Origin of the sequence: Calothrix sp. NIES-3974 (genome assembly GCF_002368395.1) — a bacterium.
GTDB lineage: Bacteria > Cyanobacteriota > Cyanobacteriia > Cyanobacteriales > Nostocaceae > NIES-3974.
In genome coordinates this window covers 548,081-571,677 of record NZ_AP018254.1, presented here as the reverse complement: position 1 = coordinate 571,677, position 23,597 = coordinate 548,081, and the positions used below count along the sequence as shown (strand labels likewise).

Below are 23,597 nucleotides of genomic sequence, written 5' to 3'. Positions count from 1 at the left end.
TCTCGAAAAAACTTTTTCTTGACTTGCCCATAGCTTTCTATACTTTAAGTATAAGTATAAATTGTGAGGAAGTTGGGAGATTTTTGAAAGGTTGCTAATCTGTAGCAAACTTTAATACTTCGGCTTGCGTCCTAATTTTAATACCTTGACTTTGATTACATTAAACTCGGAATTGACTTTGCCATAGTTAATCAAAGATAGCCTGTAGGGGCGATCACTCAAACAGAAGCCGTTGCCTAAAATACTGCTAGTGCTTGGCGAAAGGCACTTCCTACAGGAGTATTGCTCACAGACACCCTTTAATTTGATGGGAAATGAAGAAGTGCGATCGCTCACTATCCATACATATAATCACTGATATAATTTGCTCAGTATAAATTCCCAAATAATTGATTTAGAAATGTGGATTAAATAAAGTGCAACAGTAGGGTGTGTTAGCGGAGCGTAACGCACCATTCCAAGTCGAACCAGAATTGCAGGTTATTAAATTCGCGTTCCTTAGCGCAAAAATCAGAATAATCATGTAGCTTTATCGCACTGATTGTGACTAAGCTATTACGTAGACCGGGGCAATCTAAAGAGTTCAAAAAGCGATCAATACTTTATTTGGGTAACTTGCCTGGGGAAATAAGTATGGTGATGTTGCCCTAAATAAACAAACTTTTGCTTGTGGAATGGCATCAACCAGCAAACTATCTTTACTGGAAAAGGGCAAACTGATGAAAACCAGCAAAATCCAAAAAAGTAGCCATCATCAGCAGCAGCGATCGCGTAGCGTGTCGCTTCTGCGACTCAGCGACTCCCCAGGAGTATCGCTCAAATCCGAGCAGCCTTTTTTTAGTACTGATCCGGAACATGCCTTTTTCTCTACACAAAGGGCAGTGCCAACACCTTTTTTTCAACCCCAGACATCATCAACTGTAGCCCTTCAAGCCAAACCTGTTGATAGTGATGGGGAGAAACTCAACCAGGAAGCGGTAGAAGAGCCAGAAACACCTACGCTGCAAAGGATACAAGAGTTTGCCAGTGACAACAACCAGGTACAACCACCCAGGGAACATCCTCTGTTAACGCTACAACGGCAATTGGGAAATCGGGCTGTCACCCAGATGATTCAGGCAAAGTTGACAGTCGGCAAGGCAAATAACCATTACGAACAAGAAGCCGATCACATTGCTAATACGATAATGCGAATGCCCGATCCGCTAGTCCAACGTCAAAGTGGGGACAAACAAGAAGAAATCGCCCAGATGCGATCGCAGGTTGTTCCCATTTCTCGGTTGGTGCAAAGACAAGTCGATGAAAAAGAAGAACCAGCCCAAGCAAAATCACTGATTGGCAGTATTACCCCAATTGCCCAGCGCCAACCTCCTGAAGAGAAGAAAGAAGAACCTATTCAAACTGTACAACGGCAAGTAACGGAAGAAAAGCAAGAAGAACCTGTGCAAACCCTTCAACGTCAAGCAGTTGAGGAGAAAAAAGAAGAGCAGGTGCAAACCCTTCAACGTCAACCTACTGAGGAAAATAAAGAAGAACCTAATCAAAATTTACAACGGCAAGCAACAGAAGAAAAGCAAGAAGAACCCCTTCAAACCAAAGAAATGCCTCCTGTTGTACCTCAAGTTAGCGCCGATATGGAAAGCAATATTCAAGGGATGCGGGGAGGGGGACAACCGCTTGAAAATTCGACCCGTACCTTCTTTGAATCCCGGTTTGGCTATGACTTTGGTGGGGTGCGGGTGCATACAGGGACTAATGCCAGTGAGGCAGCTAACAGTCTAAATGCTCAAGCTTTTACCGTGGGACAGGATATTTTCTTCAACAGTGGACGCTACGAACCTCAAACCATTAATGGAAAATGGTTGCTGGCACATGAATTAACCCATACGGTGCAGCAACAACCCCAACCCCAATCGATACCGAGTAATTCTGAACAAGCTACAGCTACTCCCTCATTTCCAAACTTCCAACGCAAACCACTTCCCCTCAGTACAGCATCCCCTCAAATCCAGCGTTTCGATTTTGGACTACCAGGAATAGATACGGTGCGTAACTGGGCAGCTGATCGCGCTGCCAATATTCCCGGTTTTACAATGTTGACGGTGATTTTGGGCAGAAATCCCATCAATAATCGCCCAGTAGAACCTAATCCGACCAATTTAATTCGAGGAGCATTGGGGTTAGTTGCTGGCGGAGAATTGATTTTCCAGGGACTGCAAGCATCGGGAGCGATCGCACCAGTTGCGACTTGGTTGGAGCAACAAATTACTCAACTCAATATTTCCTGGGAAAATATCGTCGGGCTATTTAGTCAAGCATTGCGATCGCTCAGTGCTAGGGATATTTTAGATATTGGGGGAGCGGCAGAACGCATATTGAATATCTTCCGTCCCACTTTGGAGCGGATTCGTGTTTTTGCTGCTGGGGTAGGTAGACGGGTAATTCAATTTATCAAAGAAGCTATTTTGCGTCCGGTAGGACAGTTTGCTCAAGGGCTTCCCTTCTATCCTTTATTAACTGTCATTTTGAATAAGGACCCCATTACCGACGAATTTGTAGAACGTAATGCCACCAATGTGATTCGCGGGATTTTAATGATTCTTCCAGGTGGAGAAGAAAAGTTTCAAAACCTGCAACGGTCTGGAATTATTGATCGTGCCTACAACTGGTTTAACGAGCAACTTACCCGCCTTAACCTGACCTGGAATTACATCAAATCGATTTTTGTCCGGTTGTGGGAAACCCTTTCGATTCGAGATATTCTCAGTCCCCTCGCGGCTTTTGAACGCATTCGTAATATTTTCAGCGAACCTGTGCGGCGCATTACCACCTTTGCTGGGGCAGCTTTTCGCAAAGTCGCGGAATTTATCTTTGAAGGTGTGTTGACCCTTGCAGGTGGTTTAGGTCGTCAGGTATTAAATATTTTCAACCAAGCTCGCAGTGTTTTATCAACAATTATTGAGAATCCCATCGGATTTATTGGTAACTTAGTAAATTCCGTGAAACGCGGGTTCCAGCAATTTGCTGGTAATATTTTGACTCATCTGCAAGCGGGATTGATTGGCTGGTTATTTGGAGCGCTAGCTGGTACGGGATTACAATTACCGGAACGCTTCGATCTGCGGGGAATTGTTTCCCTGGTAATGCAAATTCTCGGTTTAACCTATCAAAGATTACGCGGTATTTTAGTGCGATTGTTGGGTAGTGAGGAACGGGTGCAACGGGCAGAACAAGCCTTTGATTTTCTCGTCACCCTGGTTCGAGATGGCATTGCCGCAGCTTGGCAACGGATTGTAGAATTTGTTGGTAACCTGCAAGAAATGGTCATTGGTGGCATTCGTGACTGGGTAGCAAGGACAGTCGTTGGGCAGGCGATCGCTCGTTTAGTCACCCTATTTAACCCAGCCGGAGCCGTGATTCAAGCCATCATGGCTATCTACAACACCATTGTATTCTTCATCGAACGTGCCCAGCAAATCGGCGCAGTGGTCGAGTCAGTGTTTGGCTCCATTGCAAGTATCACCGCAGGTAACATCGGTGCAGCAGCCAACTTGGTGGAACGTACAATGGCGCGGACAATTCCCGTAATTTTAGGTTTTCTTGCCCGTTTTATCGGCTTGGGTAATGTCGGGGAGCAAATTCAGAACCTGATTAGGAGGATTCAAGCTCCAATTGAGCGAGCTATGGAGCGGGTAGCAAACTGGATTGTAGAAAGAGTTAGAGGTTTGTTGGGTAGAGGAGAGCAAAGAGGAACTGCTGCTAGCCCCGAAATTCAACAACGCTGGTTACAGGGTATGCAGTCTGTCGAAATATTGAAAACACGAACTCAGAGTGAAAGATTTTCCCCAGAACAACTTCAGACAGCTTTAGACCAGATCAAAACAGATTATGGTTTTAGAGAGTTGCGCGCTTTTCCCCATGGTCAAGAAATGCGTGTACACGCTATTATGAATCCGAATGAGGAAGTAGATGGATTAAGAGTTTATTCTGGTTTTGATGCTCACCTACTTGTTGGCTCTGAAAGACATCATGCCTTTTTCGGATTTCTACGTAGAGCCATTAGAGCAGCTACTAGCACCTCAAATTCTCCTGGACTTGGAACCACTTCTCAAGGTCGCCTACGTCCTCAGCGACTAGTTCCACTAGGTACAGCAACTCACCAAGAATTGCATGCTCTATGGGATCAACTTTCTAGTCCTGGAGGTCCTTATGAAGGGCTTGGTCGTGGGATGGGAGCATCACGGAGAGTCGCAGAATTAATTCGCAGTGGAGAGTGGACTCCCACTAGTATTGCTGATGCTCTAGAAAATTTCTATACAGTTGCTTTAGTTGATTATCGCCAGGAAAGAGATGCAATTTTAAACGAGGTGCGACGAATACGTGACCTTACAGGCATTTAGGGAAATCACAGTCAAAAATCAACCTATGCAAAACTTAACAGGCCCGGAAATAGAAAATTCTATTTCAACCATGTGATCGCTCAAATGCCCGTCTTGTAGGTTGCATTCCATCCAGCAACACCAATTAGCGTCACAAATCAATGATGTTAAACTGCGATCGCTCCACTATGTACGGAAAACGATGATTTTTTAAGCGATCGCGATCAAATTTGCGAATTGCTTGAAAATCCGCAGTACTGGATACAAATCATTGCCGCGATTCAACAATGAAAACACATCCGACAATCCATACTGGGGAACCTCACCCCGCACCAGTTTGATAAACAAAAACTCACTGCCGTTCAATACTGCACCAAACAGAGGTCGTTCTGGATTGGGTGATGCCAACATATAAGCAAGCGCTTGGGGAATTGCCTTGGTTAACGAAAACTCTGAATTCTTTGCCTCAATCACCGTCACCCAAAACTGTTCCTGGATCACCAGCACGTCAATGCTCCCTTGAATTACCTCTCCCTCATCCTCTGCTGAAACTTGTACATTCGTCTCACCATCTACCCGGAAGGGAGGTTCATAAAACCCCGCTAAATCCAAAAGTGGCGATAGCACTACCATTTTGTTTGACAATTTGACAATACTCTCCATCACCGGATATTCCAGAAGATAGAGATAGTTACGCTGCAAACGATCTAACGCCTGTTTTTCCACATCTGTTAACTCAGGCAGATTATCCAACCATTCCCGAAAAAAAGATTCGTCATGCACACGCTGTAACCCAAACTTGACTTTTAGGTCATACAGTTTCACATTCCTTGCTGCGATGGTTCGTACCATATTCAAGGGCTTCGGCGGTTTCGTTAGCTACGTCAAATTATAGCAAATCTTGTTTGAGTACCTTTTTGTGAACGTAACGATTGCTACTCAAATTTGTCTACTAAAATAAAATATGTAACTTACGTGACAAAAACTTAGGAGGCTTTTGTTCTCTCCACCAAACTCTGAGTAGCCTTCATTAGTCATCTCCCTAAAAACTCAGCCGATGCAAAACTCAACCAACCCGGAAATCGAAAATTCCACTGCTCCCCATATCGCCAGCCAAATTTTTGATCGTGCGATCGCAACCCTTACCCATGACGATAATCAACTAATTGAATGCGACTTAATTTGTCAAATTCCCCTGGATGTCTATCAAATCATTGAAAAACAAGGGCTTTTCAACTTCAAACCAGAATTTTGCAGCCAGTCCGTCACTTTTACAACTGATAGCAATATTACCCTGAAAGTCACTCTCCATCCTGATCGCTTTCCTGACCTTAAGGAACATACTACTACACCGGAAACTACCCGACAATATCTCCAGGAACTGAGCCATAACCAACCCGATGATCCCCTACTCAATTTTGACAACTGGTTTATTCTTTCTGCCCAACAAGGTAATTTAAGTTACACAACTCTTTGGGATACCCTGAATCCCAGCAAACTTGCAGCAGGAGAAATTCCCAAAGCGGAACTGACTGAATCCCTGAGCAAATTTTTCGTCAATATTGCCGAAACCGAGTTTAACAAAGCCTTTGGACAGTTGGGACAGGATATCTTAGCGGATTTGAGCAATCTATTTCTACTTGATAACCAGGAAGTAAGCAACCATCCAGTTACCAACATTATGGTTGCATTTTTTACCAATGATGATTGGACTTTTACTAAAATCCAGGGAAAACCAATTTTGCAAATGGGCTATCAAGGGGAAAACGGACAATTTATTTGTTACGCTAGAGCCAACGAAAATCCCCAACAATTTGCCTTTTATGCGATTTTCCCCATGCTTACACCCGAAGACCGTAAATTAGCGATCGCTGAATTTATTACCCGCGCTAACTACGGTATGGTCATTGGTAATTTTGAATTCAATTTTGATAGTGGTGAAATCTTATACAAAACCAGTATTGATGTAGAGGGCGATCGCCTGACTGCTGCTTTAATTAAACGATTAGTTTACACAAATATTGCGATCGCAGATCGATATCTTCCCAGCATCCAAGCTGTTATCGATGGTACATCCCCAACGGAAGCAATTCAGACAATCGAGCAGCAGAATCTAACTTCTTGAACAAGAGAAGTCAAAGTCAACTACCAATTAAAATAAAAGAAGCCCAAAAGTAGGGGTGATTATATTGGGTGTGTTGCAGGAGGTAAAGTTGGGCTTGGCGGAGGGCTTCAGCTTTTGATACACCTGGAGTCAGTAATTGTTCGTAGAATTGAACCATAAATAGAGGTGTGGATTCGTCGTTAATTGTCCAGAGGGATGCGAGGGTGCTATCGGCTCCGGAGCGGACTGTTACTCCCGCAAGTCCGAGGGTTGCGCGGTTATCTCCTTGAGCGGTTTGACAAGCACTGAGTACAAGTAATTGTAGGGAAGATGGGTCAGATAATTGACGCTGGGAAATTATTTGGTCAAGGGTGCTAATGTCTAGTTTGCCGTCGTTGGTGAGGATAAAATTATTTTCTGCTTGGGAGCTAAATTGTCCGTGGGTGGCCAGATGGATAATATTATAGGATTGGTTGCTAATTTTTTGGGTGAGGGCTTGGGTGGTAAATTCCTGATCTAGGAGGGTTTGAATTGTTCGTCTTGGTTGGGTGTTGCGAAATAAGTTGTAAATTTTTTCGATTTCAGTTTTGACTCCCGGTAGACTGGTAAATCCCCGATTACTTTGGCTTAATCCGGCTAGTAATACTTTTGACTGATATTGACTGAGGGGGGGTGAGTTGAATCTTTGTCCAGAAGGTGCAATCTTACCTTTGGGAGTGGCTAATGCTAAAGCAATTTGATAATTTTCTATTAGATACTGTTTCCCATCAAAGAGGGCAGAGACGGGGATATTACGGAGGGAACCGTCTAAAACAAATACTAGGGTTTTAATTTGAGATTGTTTTATTTGGGGAATGATGGGTTGTATCAACCAAGTATAAATTTTTTCGGCAATTGCCTGGCGTTCCTGGAGGAAGGAAGTACGACGCAGAGATTGACGCATGGTTTGGATATCCTGTTCAATCTGTGGTTGGGGGATGAAAGTAGCATAGTGGCTAAGGGGTTTTCCGGGTAGGGATAAAATCACCTCCAGGCGATCGCTGAGGATAATGGGATAAATTACAGCAGCATTAGTATCAATTTGATTAATGTTGCGGGGTTGGTCGTCTACGCAAGCTTGACGGAAAAAATTAGTGAGTTCAGCTATTTGCAGGTCTTCAATGGTTTGACGAGCTTCCAGCAGGTTTGCTTGGGAAGTGGGGATAGATGGAGTTAATAACAAATCCACGAATTGACGATAAACAGGTTCAACGCGATCGCGGAAGGAAAATTGAATATCTGAACTAATCACAGCTAAATCTTGACGGAGCGATCGCAAAATTGTCAGAGCTTGACGATAATGAATGATTGCTTCTGCTTTTGCTCCGGTATAATTAGATAATCTCCCCATCTGCCATTCCCACTCGTAGGCAATTTCCGGTGCGGTGGTGGCAGAAACTAAGTTCAAGGCTTGCTGGGTAAGTTTTTTGGCTTCCGACCACTGTCGATTTTGTTCGTAGATTTTGCCTAATTCTCCTAAAGCGTAGGATTCTGCACGGGGATTACCAATAATCCGAGCATTTTTAGCTGCTTGGGTCAAGGTTTCAACGGCAGGTATTAGTTGTTTTAGTCTAGCTAAGTATCGACCTAATTCAATTTGAATATACACAATTGTTTGGGTGAGGGGTTGTTGTTGCAGTTGGGTTTGTAGTGGAGGAATAATCTCTTTTACCTGATTATATGCTTGGGTTTTAATTAGTAATCCTAGTAGTTTTACCTGGGTTGATAGTTTCAATTCCGGGTTAGCATTTTGCTCTGGACTATCAAGTATTTGTTGGTAATAATCTATGGCACGAGCAAATTCTTGCTGGTCTGCTGCCAAATTTCCTAAATTAAATAAGGCTAATAATTGACGCTGAATATCATGGGATTTCTGCGCTAATACTAAAGCTTGCTCTAAGTTAATTTGTGCAGTCTTAAAACTCCCTGTTAATCGCAATATATTTCCTAATGAAATCAAACCATCTATCTGCAGTGAAGAAACTGGCTGTTTTTGCCAAGATATACTCAGGGACTCCAAGAGATTACGAGCGCGACGATACATTCCTAAACCTTGTAAGGCTCTTGCTTGGTTAATTTGTGTGCCTAGTTCACCAGATTTATCTCCTAATCGCTCGTAAATATTTTGAGCTTGTTGCCAAATCTCTACAGCCATTTCTAGTTTTCCCTGACGGTATAAAACTTCACCATAATGATTGAGAATTTGGGCATAAATAAATTGATTATGTGCCGTTTTTATTAGAGATAATCCTCTCTGGATATAAGTTTCTGCTAATTTAGTTTGACCTAAATTTTGCTCTGCTAAGGCTAAATAACTATAAACCAAAGCTTGATAGGATTGATCTAAATTCGGCTTTACCTGAAGCCAAATCTGCACCGCTTCCGAAAATCTTCCAACTTCATATAAGTACTGTCCTTTTTTTATTTGTTGAATATATGTATAATTATCGGCACGAAACTGAATTTCATCTGCGTTCACTAAACCTGTATAGGTATTGATTAGTATCAACCAACCTACACAAAAACCCAAACATAAAATCCATAACCTACTAAATAGTTTCAATCCCAACATCCTAGAAAATAGAGTGAGTAATCAAAGGAAAGACGAACCGACTCCATGAGAAACCGCACTACGCATGTTTACGAGTCATCCTTACCTGGGGAATAGTCCGTGACGGGAGTAGTGTAGACGCTATGCGTACCCGTAGGGTGTAGAGGGAAAATCAATCCGTTACTCAAAATCCAGGTTACGAGTCATCTTGAACTAGCGAATAGGGAATCTCAATATACTGATCAAGAAGTTTGTAGTCAGGACTTTAGTTCTGATTTCGGAAACATGTACTCCTGTGTTCGTTTTCCCAGAGTAACCCTTACTACAAACCAAAAATCATCATGATTTGTGACACGCAACTTCATCCGGACAAGCTACCTGTCTCAAATTCAATGTGAATATCCTTTTAAGGTGGTAAATTATGACTAGCACTTACGCACTCGTTAGGAGAAATCAGGTGTTTGGGATTGCCACGCAAGCAAGTCGATCCCCTGCGCATCTACCTGACAACCCTACGGTCGATCCGCTACACGTCTGGTACAATGACAGTGTTTACGTTTTCCTTGCGTAAGTCCTGATGACAAAATTACAGAATCAATTGCATTAATTGGAATCAAAGAGACAAAGTAAGTCGGCGAGAAAAAACCATAGATGGGCAGTGTCTTCTCTGAGAGTGCTATGTAAAGAAAAATAGCAGCAAAGAGCTATACTTTACACGGCAATAAACTGAGCTTTTTGTTTGGGTCGTTCATGCTTAAAGGTAAACTCTCAACAAACCCAAAGGTAAATATATCACCATGCGAAGTATAAACATGATTAACTACAGCCAAGCAAATTAGCTTGCTTAGGTATTTACTTGTGATATGTAAGATTTGAGATCACTGTACATTTCGTACATTTTCATTATGATTTTGAAAGGAGATTCAAAAAAACCAAAAAGCATTCTCATATACTAAACTAAGAACTCCCAGTAAGCAAATAGTGTGTTAGTTTCCGCTAAACTCCACAAGCCTAATCAAACTTTCCTCAACTGGAATCTGCACTCTCGGAAACACTAATAAATTAAGGGAACTCAAATATTAATTAGAAGCTTTGACTATGAATCTCCACCAGTCATCTATATGCTATCATACTACCATTCATTTGAAATGATGACAACTGGTTGAAATTTATATGAATTGTAATAAACTAGTTAGACAATTCCGTGTAAAGAGATAGAACACTGTAACATAATTAATTCATCTGAATCGTAAAAATAATTAGGGTCAAACAAATGTCACAGAGTTCAGGTTTTTGGCGAATTCATTTTGTGCAATCGATATACATCCAAAAAAACCAACTTCTCACTATCAAAAAATAAAGGTTTTGCTGTTTTTACCCTAGCTCAGAAGATACAAGTTCAAGATTGTTACAGCAAATTTCTACTTCGTCGGGTCAACCATGTATAAACCTGTTAAATGCAGCTTTACTTTCCCCACAATATATATTTACCGCTTTTGACAAAAATTGCGATGGAGAAACCGCCACTCCGCGATCGCCCTCTTCCGGATTAACGGTGGCAAGCAAGTTTATTATAGATACGACTTACGCAATTATTAGCGTAAAACAAGACTTTGAGATTGCTACGCCAGCAAGTCGATCTGCTGCGCGTCTACCTAGCGTCGCAATGATGTAACTGTGTAGCGATTGCATAGGTCCTGAATATATTGCCAATTAGTCCTCAGCCCAAAGAGATGAAAATCCAACTCAAGGAGCTGGGAAGTGGTATGAATGAGCCTATTCAGGAACTAAATACAATCATGCATATCGCTTTGGCAAGAATGAGTTCCGCGATCGCGTGTTAGTCTATGTATGACCTAATATAATCCAATCCCCAGGCATTTTATTCCTGTTTGAAGTATAATATGGTGATCTACCTTGATTTTTGAACTGACTTGCGTGGACTGGCATCAGGATGTATAAAAACAAGCTCTTATTCAAAATAATTACTAATTCGTAATTAAAAAAGTGTACAGAGCGGCTGAATTTATTTATGAAGATCCAAAAAAGTGTAGCATCAATATTCCCAGTCCCCGGATACCCTTGTAGGGAAGTAAACTATAATACTTGGGTACTAATTACGTAGGCGTAGCCTTGCCATAGGGATATTATAAATGACAAATTATAGTGACAGGGGTACTACGCCTCGGTGACAAGCAACATCAGGTACATCATATACAACTGAAAGCTTGATTTTCCATCATTTCTATGACCGTACCCGGTATTTTGATATACTGCTGTCAATTGTGAAGCGCAGGTTTAGTTTACGTAAGTTCTGGAGCAAAAGTACAAAAATCTGCGGAGGAGTCCCATTAAAGGTTTATTGCGTCAATGTTGCATTCTTATTTTGATACAGAAAAACCCCATCATAAATCTTTTGAGTTACCTGGAGCGCGACCCCATTATAATCCTGACCGCCCTGGACAGGTAAAGCATATTTTTTTAGATTTAGATTTAGATATTCCTCACAGTCGCTATAGTGGTACTTGTACAATCACCCTTGTACCAATTCGGGATGGGGTTAAAAGTGTGACTTTGGATGCAGTTGATTTGACCATTGGTTCAATTCAGGTCAATCAAGTTCCTCAACGCTATGATTATGACGGCGAAAAGTTAACTATTTATTTGGAAACTGCAACCGAGATCAATGTCCCCCTAGAAATTGCGATCGCCTACAGTAATCAAAATCCGCAACGGGGTATTTATTTTATTCACCCAGACCCATATTATCCCCATAAGCCGGTTCAGGTGTGGACCCAGGGGGAAGATGAGGATTCCCGGTTTTGGTTTCCCTGTTTTGATTATCCAGGACAGTTATCCACGAGCGAAATTCGTGTCTGTGTTCCCCAGGATTTTATGGCGGTTTCCAATGGGGAATTAATCAAGACGGAGGAATTGGCGGAGAAGAAGATTTACCATTGGTTACAAAAGGAAGTCCATCCCACCTATTTGATGACCTTGACCGTGGGTCGGTTTAGCGAGATTCGCGATGCATGGCATGATAAACCCGTCACCTATTATGTGGAGAAAGGACGGGAAGCGGATGCCAAACGGAGTATGGGTAAAACTCCGCGAATGATGGAGTTTTTGAGTGAAAAATACGGTTATCCCTACCCTTACGCTAAGTATGCCCAGGTTTGTGTGGATGATTTTATTTTTGGGGGGATGGAAAATACCTCGACGACGGTGTTAACAGACCGTTGTTTGCTGGATGAACGTGCAGCAATTGATAATCGCAATAGTGAAAGTTTGGTGGTTCACGAACTTGCTCACCAGTGGTTTGGTGATTTACTGGTGATTAAGCACTGGTCCCATGCTTGGGTCAAGGAAGGAATGGCTACCTATTCGGAAACCATGTGGACTGAATATGAGTATGGGAGGGAGGAGGCTGCGTATTATCGGTTACAAGATATGCGTAGTTATTTGGCGGAAGATGCAGACCGCTATCGCCGACCAATGGTGACTCATGTCTATCGAGAAGCGATTGAATTATATGACCGCCATATCTATGAAAAGGGTGCGTGTGTGTACCATATGATTCGCTCCGAGTTAGGGGAAGAGTTATTTTGGCCAGCGATTCAACAATTCGTCCGGGACAATGCCCATAAAACTGTAGAAACGGTTGATTTATTGCGAGCCATTGAAACGGCAACTGGACGAAATTTATTATTTTTGTTTGACCAGTATGTGTATCGCGGTGGACACCCGGATTATGAGGTGAGTTACAGTTGGGATGGGGAAAGTCATTTAGCGAAATTAACTGTTAAACAAACTCAACCGGGTAAGCATAATTTATTTGATTTGCGCATACCCATCGGTTTTGGTTATCAAGATGGGGAGGGTCTGGTGGCTCTGCAACAGTTCACGGTGCGAATTCACGAAGCGGAACAAAGCTTTTATTTTCCCCTGACAGAAAAGCCCCTATTTATCAGCTTTGATATTGGCAATAATTACCTCAAGACTGTCACTCTCAAATATCCAGTTGTCGAACTCAAAGCCCAATTAGAACTTGACCCCGACCCCCTATCACGGATTTTTGCAGCCCAAGCTTTAGCCAAAAAAGGCGGATTAGAAGCTCTTACCGCTCTGACGAAAGCCCTCCATCAGGATAAATTTTGGGGTGTGCGGGTGGAAGTTGCTAAACAAATTGCCAAAATCAAACTTGACCAAAGTCTTGATGCCTTATTATCTGCTTTAGGCGATACAAATCCCTACGTGCGCAAAGCGGTAGTGGAAGCACTTTCCCAAATCAAAACCCACCAAAGTTATCAAGCCCTGAAAAACTTACTCAAAAACGGCGATCGCAGTTACTATGTGGAAGCCGCAGCTGCAAAAGGACTTGGTGCGGTCACCACCGGATTTGACAGCGATAAATCTCAACCCGACAAAGTTATTAAGCACCTGACCAAGGTCTTAGCTGAAAAAGCTGGTTGGAACGAAGTTGTCCGCAGTGGTGCGATCGCTGGATTGGCTGAACTCAAAACCAGTAGTGCAGCCTTGGATATTATCCTGGAGTATACTAAACTCGGTGTACCCCAACCCCTACGTCTAGCTGCAATCCGCGCTCTCGGTCAAATTTCCACCGGACAAGCTTCCCCTGATGTGGAACGAGTTCTCAACCGTTTAAGCGAACTTGCTCAAGAAAGCTTTTTCCTCACCCAAGTGGCAGTCTGCACAAGTCTAGGGAAAATGGAAACACCCAAAGCAATCACCATCTTGCGATCGCTCTCCCACCAAACCCCTGATGGTCGTGTCCGCAGACTTGCTGATGAGGAAATTAACCGTATCCAAGAAAAAATCGGTAAGGATACTGCCCTACGTCAATTACGTACAGAAATTGACCAACTCAAGCAGCAAAATCAAGAACTGCGCAGTCGTCTGGAAGAATTAGAAGCTAAATCCAAGTCATGTTAGATGTGGCGGTTGCTGGGAGATTTATGCTTCCAGCAATCTTTGTCTATATTTTTGACTTTGAAACCAAAATTCTTCCACTATTGGTCTACCACATTAATTTTGATGGGTGAGGGAAGGTTCGCAGTCGCGCTCATAGTCCCTTTAGAATCAAACGTGAATGCGACGGATTTCAAATATTTTCAAAATGGTTATAGTAAGCCCATAATAACAGATAGTACTAACATCTTATCACGGATTGGTTACTGACATCACAACTAAAACTTATTTACAGCAATCCGATTTAAGTCGTGAAAAATAGCCTGCCGTTGACTGATGAATGGTGACTGTTAACTGTTAACTGTCAACCATTAACAACCCTACATTCAAGATTTCACAAATCCCGCCCGGACTCCTGTATATCCAGACAAATATTTTCAAAATGGTTATAGTAATCCCAAGATAACAGATAGTACTGATATTTTATCACAGATTGGTCACTGACATCAAAACTAATTTATCTCCACACAAATGACTGTCAATGCACTTTTTGTGCGGTAATCAACACTTTCTTAACAAAAAACAATTTGTCTTCAAACAATACAATTAATCTTAAGAAAAAATCAAGATTTGAGCTTAATAAAACTTAATAAATAACAACTGATGAGTAACCCACTATTGGCTGCATTGGCAGTATAGATAGGGTTATCACGAATGTTAACCATAAACAAAACCTCAATTTCATCCCTGCGAGAGTTGTACTTTTATGAACTATAATTAATGAAAAGATATAAAAACACGAAGTTGATCCCGGCGGTAATTGCACCGATTACAGCCCGGAAATGCGTATATTTTCGTTGTTTTAAATAAGAGGCTGCGGTTATTTTAAACCTGGGGGACTAGAACTCCTATTTAGGCAGACAAAAAGTCGCGTACATTAGTAAATGAGAGGCAAAGGTCGGCGTGGGTCAGTATCAACCTGCTCAATTAAATCGCTACAGTCCCGATGCGATCGCTCGGTATTATCGATACCGTCCCTGGCGAGCGTGGGGACGAGCATTGAAGATAATCTGGTATTTTGCGGGATTTATCCTGGCGTTGTTAATGGATCGGTGGTTTAATCGAGAAGAAGCGAATAAGTACAAACGTGCTGCTCGATTACGGGAGATTCTCACCGATTTAGGTCCAACATTTATTAAGGTGGGACAAGCCCTGTCAACGCGTCCAGACTTGGTGCGGAAGGATTTTTTAGAAGAACTAATTAAGTTACAGGATCAGCTACCAGCTTTTGATAATGCGATCGCCTATCACATTATTGAAACCCAGCTGGAGCGTTCGATAGATGAAGTTTTTCGGGAATTGTCGCCGACACCCGTTGCCGCAGCGAGTTTAGGACAGGTTTATCGTGGTCGGCTGGTGACAGGAGAGGAGGTTGCAGTTAAGGTGCAACGTCCCCATTTGCGTTCTGTATTGACCCTGGATTTATATTTATTGCGTTGGGCTGCTCAGACGTTTGGCTGGTTGTTACCCTTGAATTTGGGACACGATTTGACCTTGATTATTGATGAATTTGGGTCGAAATTATTTGAAGAAATTGACTATTTGAACGAAGCTCGAAATGCGGAAAAGTTTGCGAGTAACTTCCGCGACGATCCCCATGTCAAAGTGCCGATGATATATTGGCAGTATACTACAAATCGGGTGTTGACACTGGAATGGATCAACGGCTTTAAACTCAATGATACAGAACAAATCCGTGCAGCAGGAGTTGACCCGGAAGCAGTCATCGAAATCGGTGTGACATCTGGTTTGAAACAATTACTAGAACATGGCTTTTTCCATGCCGATCCCCATCCTGGTAATTTATTTGCCATGCCAGATGGACGCATGGCCTACATTGATTTTGGTATGATGGATCAACTGGATGAGATGACGAAGGAAACCCTTGTTGATTCCATTGTCCATCTTGTAAATAAGGATTACGCCGAACTTGCCGAAGATTACGTTCGCCTGGGTTTTTTGACCCCCGACACCGATATACGTCCCATAATTCCTGCGTTGGAAGCGGTTTGGAGTGATGCCATCGGTAAAAACGTCGGTGAATTCAACTTTAAAACCATCACCGATAAGTACTCGGAAATCATGTTTGATTATCCCTTCCGAGTTCCCGCGAAATTTGCTTTAATTATTCGTTCACTGATTACCCAGGAAGGTATAGCCCTTTCCTTAAATGAGAACTTTAGAATAGTGGAAGTAGCCTATCCCTACGTTGCACAGCGATTATTAACTGGAGAATCACCGGAACTGCGTCGTCGTTTAATCAATATCCTCTTTAAAGACAATAAATTCCAGTGGGAAAGACTGGAGAACCTGATTAATATTGCTAGAACCGACGGTGATTTTGATGTTTTGCCCACAGCCAAATTAGGCTTACAGTATTTATTTTCTGATGAAGGTAAATATCTCCGTCGTCAATTAATTTTCGCTCTAACAGAAGATGATAGACTGCATACCGAAGAAGTCGAACGTTTGTGGAATTTGGTCAAAAATGACTTGAAACCCGATAGAATATTTGGTGCGGCGGTTAACTTTCTGGCAGAAGTGTCTCGGGAAAGTGTTGCGGCAATTATTCCCAAAACTAAATTGCTAGCAATATTTGGCATTCCCACAGCGACAAACAGCAAACAGTAAAAATCGCAAGTACTAGGGAGAGACACGATATATTGCGTCTTTACGGGGGTAAGGCTTTTCGCCGAATGATTGGTTACATTGTGGTTTTATGTTTAATTGCACCTACTTAACCTCAGTTATTAGTTGAGAACAAAGTCGATTCATTAGGGTCTGCTGAATAAGTCTTTTAGTAGGGGTAGGGAATAGGGAATAGTTTTCAGCTTTCCCCTTCCACTTTTCAAAAGACCCAAAAAAATTACAAATGCCAGATTTTGAAGTTTGATATACCCATGTATTTGCACTTTTTCTCAGCCAAAATAGCCTCAACAGCTTAAAATATATAAAGTCTAAATATCGTTTACGCGAATGCTTGCTAAATATCAGGGGCTGTAACCATTGATGATTCTAGTTTCATTGATTACAAAGTACAAGAGAATCGATATAACTATTTTTCAGCAAGTCCTAATTAGGAGGTTTTTAAAAACTGGGAGCATCCCAAATATGTAAAAATATATTTTGTGATTGTGTAGACGCGTAGTGGATCGACCCTAGGGTTGCAGCGTAGACGCGCAGAGGCTTCTTGCAAAGTAGCGATCGCAAAATCCATCACTCAGAATAAGTCCATCGATTGCTGAAGGTCATACTTCCAATATAACGATAAGATTATTCTGTTATACCATTTCACCCAAATTTTGATACATTTTCTTACACAGCATCCCCTACTTCCCTTCCTCCCTTAAATGTATCAACTCCAAAGTAAAACAGTACTACCGAGCAATAAAATTATTTTCGAGGAATAATACTGGACAAGGGTTTTATTATTTGGGACTCATCGTTGTGAGTTCTTTGATTAGGATTACTCACGTCGATTTATGAAAAAATCCGTAGACTGAAAAAGTTGTTTCTACACCCTACTCCCACAGACAATTTTCAAAATCAAAGCGGATTCCTGTAGCCTATTTCCTGTCTTTGTCTGAAAGAGTACAATTAATTTTGTTTAACAAATTACCAATTTACCAGGAGCTTACGTGTACTACTTCCCATCCCAACCACCATATCTGTTACTTGCATTTGGATTATTCACAGCAGTCACATCTGGAGCAGCTTTATCCGGAACACTACAATCCCTTGTTGGAGCTTGGCAAAATGCAGGTGCGGAAAATTCGGAAATTCAACTGACTAAAAAACCCTTAATTTTCCCATTTTTAGGAATCACATTGGGTGTGGGAGTGTTTTTAGTATCGGGATTAGAAATCTTTGGTTTTCCCCCCTTACTTGCTTATGGGGTGGGATTACCGATGGGTATTTTGACCTGTTTACTGATTTGGTTACAACTAGGTAGCATGATGACATTTATGCAAAGTAGAGGGATGAGTTCTTTGGATTTAGATTCCATGAGTTAATAATTAAATTTTTGATGCATTATGGGAAAACAAGGGGTAGAAACCTCTTGTTTTTTTGTATTTAGGTGTTTTTGCGATAGACAAATATGATTTCGATGTTAAAACTGATTTAGTCAATTTCGGAATACAGGAGACAGGATATAGGAAGTACCAGCTAGCGAATATTACCGTAAAAGGAAATCGACAGTTTAGAGATGCTGTTAACAGGGAAGCAAAAAATCTCCAAATATTCAACTACCCTCTTGTCCGATAGGGGTTGAAAATAACTGTCTCAGGTTTAAAGTCCGTTAAAATCGACTACAAATAAAACACAGATAAGGAGAGTAATTATCACTAAATAAATATTTATGGATTTATGTATTTACTGGTAAGGTGCAAGATTTAGATTTACTTCCCCTGCTTTCCATCAGATATCAACCATAAAGAGATGTAGCAATGCTACGCTTCTACAAAATTAATCTGTCGCATTCTTTTTTCAAATTGGTATCACTACCCCCTACTCCCAAAAAACAGAAAATCAAGCTATAACAACAACTATTCCAACTATATTCAAACAATCTCTTAATCTCAAACCTATATGCGTATCTTAATGCTATCTTCCACCTTTCCCTATCCACCGAGTCGGGGAGGGACGGAAATTAGAACTTTTAATTTAATTAAATATTTACACTTTAAGCACGATATTACTTTAGTCACCCAACGTCATGAAGGGGTGAGTGATACGGAAGTTGAGGAATTACGTCAATGGGTGAGAGAATTAATTGTCGAACCCCTCATCAACGATAGTAATTCTTCCCGTAATTGGTTGGGGAAAGTAAACAGATTTGCAACATCTCTCATCACAGCGACTCCAGCTAATGTTTTACATCGCTACTCACCACGAATTCAAGCCATTGTTGACAAATACGTTTTAGAACAAAAATGTGATGTCATCACTTGTGAACACAGTGTGAATGAAATTTATATCCGTCCGGAATTTCGTCATCGCCTAAAAACAGTAGTGGACATCCATAGCTCCGTATATGGGTGGACACGAGACCATTTATCTGCTGGAGCTTCCGCAAATGTGTTGCGCGATCGCTTATATTTAAATTTGATTCTCAATCGTTACGAACGTCGTTATAGTCGGAAGTTTTCCCATCTAGTTGTCACTACCCAGGATGATAAAAGTGAGTTTTTAAAACTACGTCCGGATTTGGATATTCAGGTGATACCGAATGGTGTGGATTTAGATTTATTTCCCGAACGGGGATATGACCAAGGGGGACATAGGTTAATTTTTGTCGGAGCAATGGATGCATCCCACAACATCGATGCAGCGAAATTTTTTGCTCTGGAAGTTTTTCCCCATATCCGCGATCGCTATCCGGATGCTAGTTTTAGTATTGTTGGAGCAAGACCTGTTTCGGAAATTCAGGAGTTAGGTAATCGTCCAGGGGTGATTGTGACAGGGAAAGTTGCGTCGATGGTTGATTATTTACACCAGTCTACTGTTTGCGTTGTCCCCTTGAGAACCGGATTTGGGATTAAAAATAAAACTTTGGAAGCAATGTCTGCGGGTGTACCGGTGGTGGGAAGCGATCGCGGTTTAGAAGGTTTGGTTGTGGATGATGGTAAAGTACCCTTACGAGCATTGCGTGCTAACCAACCCCAAGAGTATGTACAAGCGATTTGTCAGTTATTTGAAAATTCGGCTTTGCGTCAGGAATTAGCTCAAAATGCACGACAAATGGTGGAAATGGAATTTACTTGGGAAAGTGCAGGAAAGCGCTATGAACAAGTTTTAATAGGGAATTGAGGTTGAGAAAACAGGAATAGGTTACCAAAAAAATGGATTAAAGCCCCGTACTTTTAGGACGGCTTTCTGATAAAATAATGGGATACAGGCAAGGCCCAGTCTGTTGGGCGAGGTGGTATAAGACAGACATAGCCTGCAACTGCTGTTTGAGTCCAGAATCTCCGCACTTTTAGGGTGGGGAGTATATCAAAGATACCCTAAATTAGATTTAGGATGAGAAACCCTTTTTTTCAACTTTGTCCATAATCACAACTAGAGTTTTCCCCCTTCCCCGATGAAACACATATTTGGATTGTATTGTAAGGTGCAAGATTTAAGATAAATTTTATATCAGGGTTTTATATTTCCATCTGTCCCATTATTTTTGCAAATTGGTATTCAAGAACTTCTTTCTCCTTTTCTGAATCCAATCTCCTGTATTCCTACTGTTGCATAGAGGGAACGAAAGGGAAAAGTTTACTGGGGATGGGAATACGGGGATTAGCGGGTGCTGCTGCTACAGGTGCTGGTGTATCGGGATTTTCGGTTGATTGTGCAGTTAAAGGTGTATCTGGATTACGGGTACTAGCTGTTGCGGAAATATCAGCAGTGGGGGTGGTATCTGTTTCGCCATTGGTAGGGTTTGTTTGCGCACAACAGGGAGATGCGATCGCGAATACAGCGATGGAACAGAGTAAAGTTAATAATTTACAGAGATTTGAATTCATTTTTGTTGCCTTTTTGAATCGATGCAATTTTTGTTTTAAAAGTTTTTAAAAAGTTCTTCTCCACAAGAAACTGCGCTATACGCGTCTACGTCAAACTTTGACAAATATGTAGATAAGGAGTAGCCGAATCATCTAGTTGGGGGAACAAACCTTCTAGAGATAATTCGGCTGATTCAATTTATTTATGCACAAATCACTCACAGGTGATGGTTAAAAAGTCTTGTCTTCAACGCTCATAGCACTCGGCACTCAGTTTAAATAACTGCTTATTTTCAGTTAGTTTGAGTACAACTGTGTTTAATATAATCAGCACCGAGAAATATTTGTAGAGAATTTCTACGGAAAAATAAAATGTTTGATTTACTGGATATTTTAATATATTTATGTGTAATTTATGGGACGAGATTGAATATCTTTATATTGATAGGATGAAATTAAATAAATTTAAGATGAATGTTCCAGGGAATGAGTAAACTCCAATGAGCTGACACCTTACACCTTGGGGAAATAGCTATATCTCTGTGAAAATACAGGTTGTTTGAGTGATTTGAGGAAAATATCACCGAGAATGTTGTTTTTGTTGAGAAATAGGGAATATTGAAATTAGATATTATTCCTTAAATTTGAATGCACTATTTATGTCACAGCCACGTATTTTAGAGCTAGCAAAGCAGGGTAATGCTCAAGCGATCGCATATCTCATAAATCAACAATTACAGCCGAAAGGAATTACTGCTAAAGTAACTATTTAATACATCAAAACAGATCAAAAATCAGGGATGTTATATACTCCCCATCCTTTCCATCTCCTCTTGAACGATGGCAACAAGCTTTGTTGCAGCACCTGGTTCACCGCGACTTTGACGAAGTTGGTCACGCATTGCTTCTAAACGCTGGGGATGGTCTAAATAATCAATCACCATTTCTGCTACTATCTGGGGTTGTAATTTACCCACTAATTCTGGAACAATCTCTTTCTGTGCCCAAATATTTGGCCATGCTAGTAAACCCTTACGTCGCAAAAACCACCAATTGATTAACTTCGCAAAACTCGAACCTACCCCAGGTAAGTTTGCTAAAATCCCCGGTAAACCATCCCAAGAACGCATGGCATCCAGTTGTTGAGTTGGTAATAGTACAATCATTGGTACGGCAAGGGAACCTAACTCGGCAGTATTTGCACCGACCGTCGTTAAACAAATGCTACATCTTGCTAACCGATCATAGGCTGGATGGTGAGTATGTAATTCCACTGATAAGCCTTGGGATGTTTGTAAAATAGGTTGTTGGAGATTGTCAGTAATTAAACTTGCTCCTTGGAAATTAAAATATTTACCCACCGGATTCGTATCTAGATTGGCAAAACTAGCTAATTTCTCTAAATCCAGGGTTGGAGCAACGGGAATGATAAATTTTGTTTCCGGTTTTTTGGCGTAAATATGTTCAGCGATCGCAAGGGTTAATGGCACACCTTGGGCTAGTTTTGCAGCTTTGGAACCGGGTAAAATACCGATCAGGTGGGTAGTAGCAATTGATTGATTATAATTATCGTTACTAGGTCTTTGGAAATCAGTTTCCGCCATTAAATCACCAATTACGGTAAACTTATGGGTATACTGGGGTTTTACTTTGGCTGCGACATCGGCTTTCATGACTGCAAATCGATCAATGAAACGATGCCATCGAGCTTCCCATTCTGCATAGACGATAGTTTTATAGCCCATTCTTTTACCAATAATGACAGGGAAAAATTGATCACCTCCGAGAAAGATGATGATACCCTGTTTACGCCAATCCCATTTTTCCTGGGTTTCTCCAGAGATTAAAAAACGAAAAAAACCTTCTGCACCCTGGGCTCGATCGACTTCGGGATAGGATAGAGCGATTTGTGCTTCTTTCCCACTAGCATTAGGACAAGGTGAGAGAATTACGGAAATACGTAGGGTATTGCGGTCATGACCTAATGTTTGCCGTAAAGCTTTTACCACTGGACGTACCCAAGTAGTGATTTCACCTGGACCATTGGAAAGGATCAAAATATCTACGGAAGTCATGTTTTTGGTGAATACAGGATACAGGATATAAGATACAGGAGAAATTGAAAACTGGATGGGGGATGGAGGTTATTTTTGGAATATGAGAGCGAGAATGATGACAAAACCGATAGAGAGGATGAGTAACCAAATTTTCAGGAAATTCTGTTTTTGAATTTGTGTATCTAGTTTCGTTTCTAGACGTTCAATTGCTAAATAGGCATTTTGGATATTTTGGTGATTATTTGCATAGTCCTGTTGGATTTTTTCTAATCCTTGCTGACCTCCGATTTGGGTGAAGATACGTTCCAGATTTTGGAGGATTTCTTGGGATTTAGTATTTGTCTGTGATATTTGTTGAATTTGTGCTTGCAGTTGAATTTGGTCTTGATGGATTTTTGCTTCTATCTGTTTGATTTCCTCCAGGTGTTGGGGTAGTCTTTGGTTCAGTGTAGGAATTTGTTGTTCAAAGTGTTCTAATTGGGTTTGGGTGATTGCTAAACTGGAACGGATATTAATTAATTCTTGGTTTAATTGGGAGATGTGATTTTCATAGGTTTTAATTTGGTTAAGGTGTAATTCCACATCGTCATGGAATTGGTTAGCAATATTTACATGAGTTTGAAATTCCGATTGTAAATTTTGAATATCTCTCGCAGTGGATTTTACCTCCTGGTATATTTGTAATAATTCCGATTTAAAACTAGTTAGCCTTTCCGTTTCCGTATAAACTTCTGTCTGAATTTGCTGTGCTTTAGCTAAAACCTCATTCGCAGAGTTAATCCCGGTTTCAATAGTTTGAGCTAGTTGTTCTAATTGTTGAGCAATTTCGATATCTGTAGGTGTTTTCATGATGATTTATTGCTAGAAAATAGGGAATAGGGAGTAGTGATTAGTGAGTAGTTGGTGTTAGTCTTAGAGATTGTTTAAAAAATCATTTTTAACACTTGAATTATCATTTTTGGGAATGGGAAGAGACGCGAC

12 protein-coding genes are annotated in these 23,597 nt (G+C 41.2%); 7 read left to right on the top strand and 5 right to left on the bottom strand.

The features are described 5' to 3' along the window. Window positions 1-674: 674 nt before the first annotated feature. Entirely contained in the window at window positions 675-4,400 is a 3,726-nt protein-coding gene (locus tag CDC37_RS02155) for an eCIS core domain-containing protein (protein WP_096620278.1), read from the top strand. A gap of 189 nt (window positions 4,401-4,589) precedes the next feature. On the opposite strand, the gene CDC37_RS02150 is transcribed toward CDC37_RS02155, so the two are convergent. Beyond that, complete coding sequence (locus tag CDC37_RS02150) at window positions 4,590-5,231, bottom strand: restriction endonuclease subunit R (RefSeq protein WP_096620277.1); 642 nt, start codon at window positions 5,229-5,231, stop codon at window positions 4,590-4,592. 205 nt (window positions 5,232-5,436) lie between these two features. Between CDC37_RS02150 and CDC37_RS02145 the strand changes: the two genes are divergently transcribed. Further along, on the top strand, window positions 5,437-6,504 hold the full coding sequence (locus tag CDC37_RS02145) for a YbjN domain-containing protein (protein ID WP_096620276.1): 1,068 nt from the start codon (window positions 5,437-5,439) through the stop codon (window positions 6,502-6,504). A 16-nt stretch (window positions 6,505-6,520) separates the two neighbouring features. On the opposite strand, the gene CDC37_RS02140 is transcribed toward CDC37_RS02145, so the two are convergent. Further along, the gene (locus CDC37_RS02140) at window positions 6,521-9,001 is read right to left on the bottom strand and encodes a CHAT domain-containing protein (RefSeq protein WP_172892743.1); all 2,481 of its coding nucleotides are present in this window, start codon (window positions 8,999-9,001) and stop codon (window positions 6,521-6,523) included. Window positions 9,002-10,478: 1,477 nt separating this feature from the next. On the opposite strand from CDC37_RS02140, the gene CDC37_RS23875 reads away from it, so the two are divergent. The 5 genes from CDC37_RS23875 (at window position 10,479) to CDC37_RS02115 (ending at window position 19,873) form a co-directional block, all read left to right on the top strand. Further along, window positions 10,479-10,748, top strand: coding sequence for a hypothetical protein (locus CDC37_RS23875; protein ID WP_157780623.1), 270 nt, complete (start codon window positions 10,479-10,481; stop codon window positions 10,746-10,748). Window positions 10,749-11,443: 695 nt separating this feature from the next. Continuing rightward, complete coding sequence (locus tag CDC37_RS02135; protein ID WP_096620274.1) at window positions 11,444-14,026, top strand: M1 family metallopeptidase; 2,583 nt, start codon at window positions 11,444-11,446, stop codon at window positions 14,024-14,026. A 939-nt stretch (window positions 14,027-14,965) separates the two neighbouring features. Beyond that, window positions 14,966-16,693, top strand: coding sequence for an ABC1 kinase family protein (locus CDC37_RS02130; RefSeq protein WP_096620273.1), 1,728 nt, complete (start codon window positions 14,966-14,968; stop codon window positions 16,691-16,693). 1,007 nt (window positions 16,694-17,700) lie between these two features. Further along, entirely contained in the window at window positions 17,701-18,075 is a 375-nt protein-coding gene (locus tag CDC37_RS02125) for a hypothetical protein (protein WP_096620272.1), read from the top strand. Window positions 18,076-18,652: 577 nt separating this feature from the next. Further along, window positions 18,653-19,873 (top strand): glycosyltransferase family 4 protein, encoded by a 1,221-nt coding sequence (locus CDC37_RS02115; protein WP_096620270.1) that lies wholly within the window; start codon window positions 18,653-18,655, stop codon window positions 19,871-19,873. A 422-nt stretch (window positions 19,874-20,295) separates the two neighbouring features. On the opposite strand, the gene CDC37_RS23870 is transcribed toward CDC37_RS02115, so the two are convergent. The 3 genes from CDC37_RS23870 to CDC37_RS02100 all read right to left on the bottom strand — a co-directional run bounded on the left by CDC37_RS23870 (window position 20,296) and on the right by CDC37_RS02100 (window position 23,465). Next, entirely contained in the window at window positions 20,296-20,580 is a 285-nt protein-coding gene (locus CDC37_RS23870) for a hypothetical protein (protein WP_157780622.1), read from the bottom strand. Window positions 20,581-21,362: 782 nt separating this feature from the next. After that, window positions 21,363-22,634 (bottom strand): lipid-A-disaccharide synthase, encoded by a 1,272-nt coding sequence (locus CDC37_RS02105; protein ID WP_096620268.1) that lies wholly within the window; start codon window positions 22,632-22,634, stop codon window positions 21,363-21,365. A 69-nt stretch (window positions 22,635-22,703) separates the two neighbouring features. Further along, on the bottom strand, window positions 22,704-23,465 hold the full coding sequence (locus tag CDC37_RS02100; RefSeq protein WP_096620267.1) for a hypothetical protein: 762 nt from the start codon (window positions 23,463-23,465) through the stop codon (window positions 22,704-22,706). Window positions 23,466-23,597 lie beyond the last annotated feature (132 nt).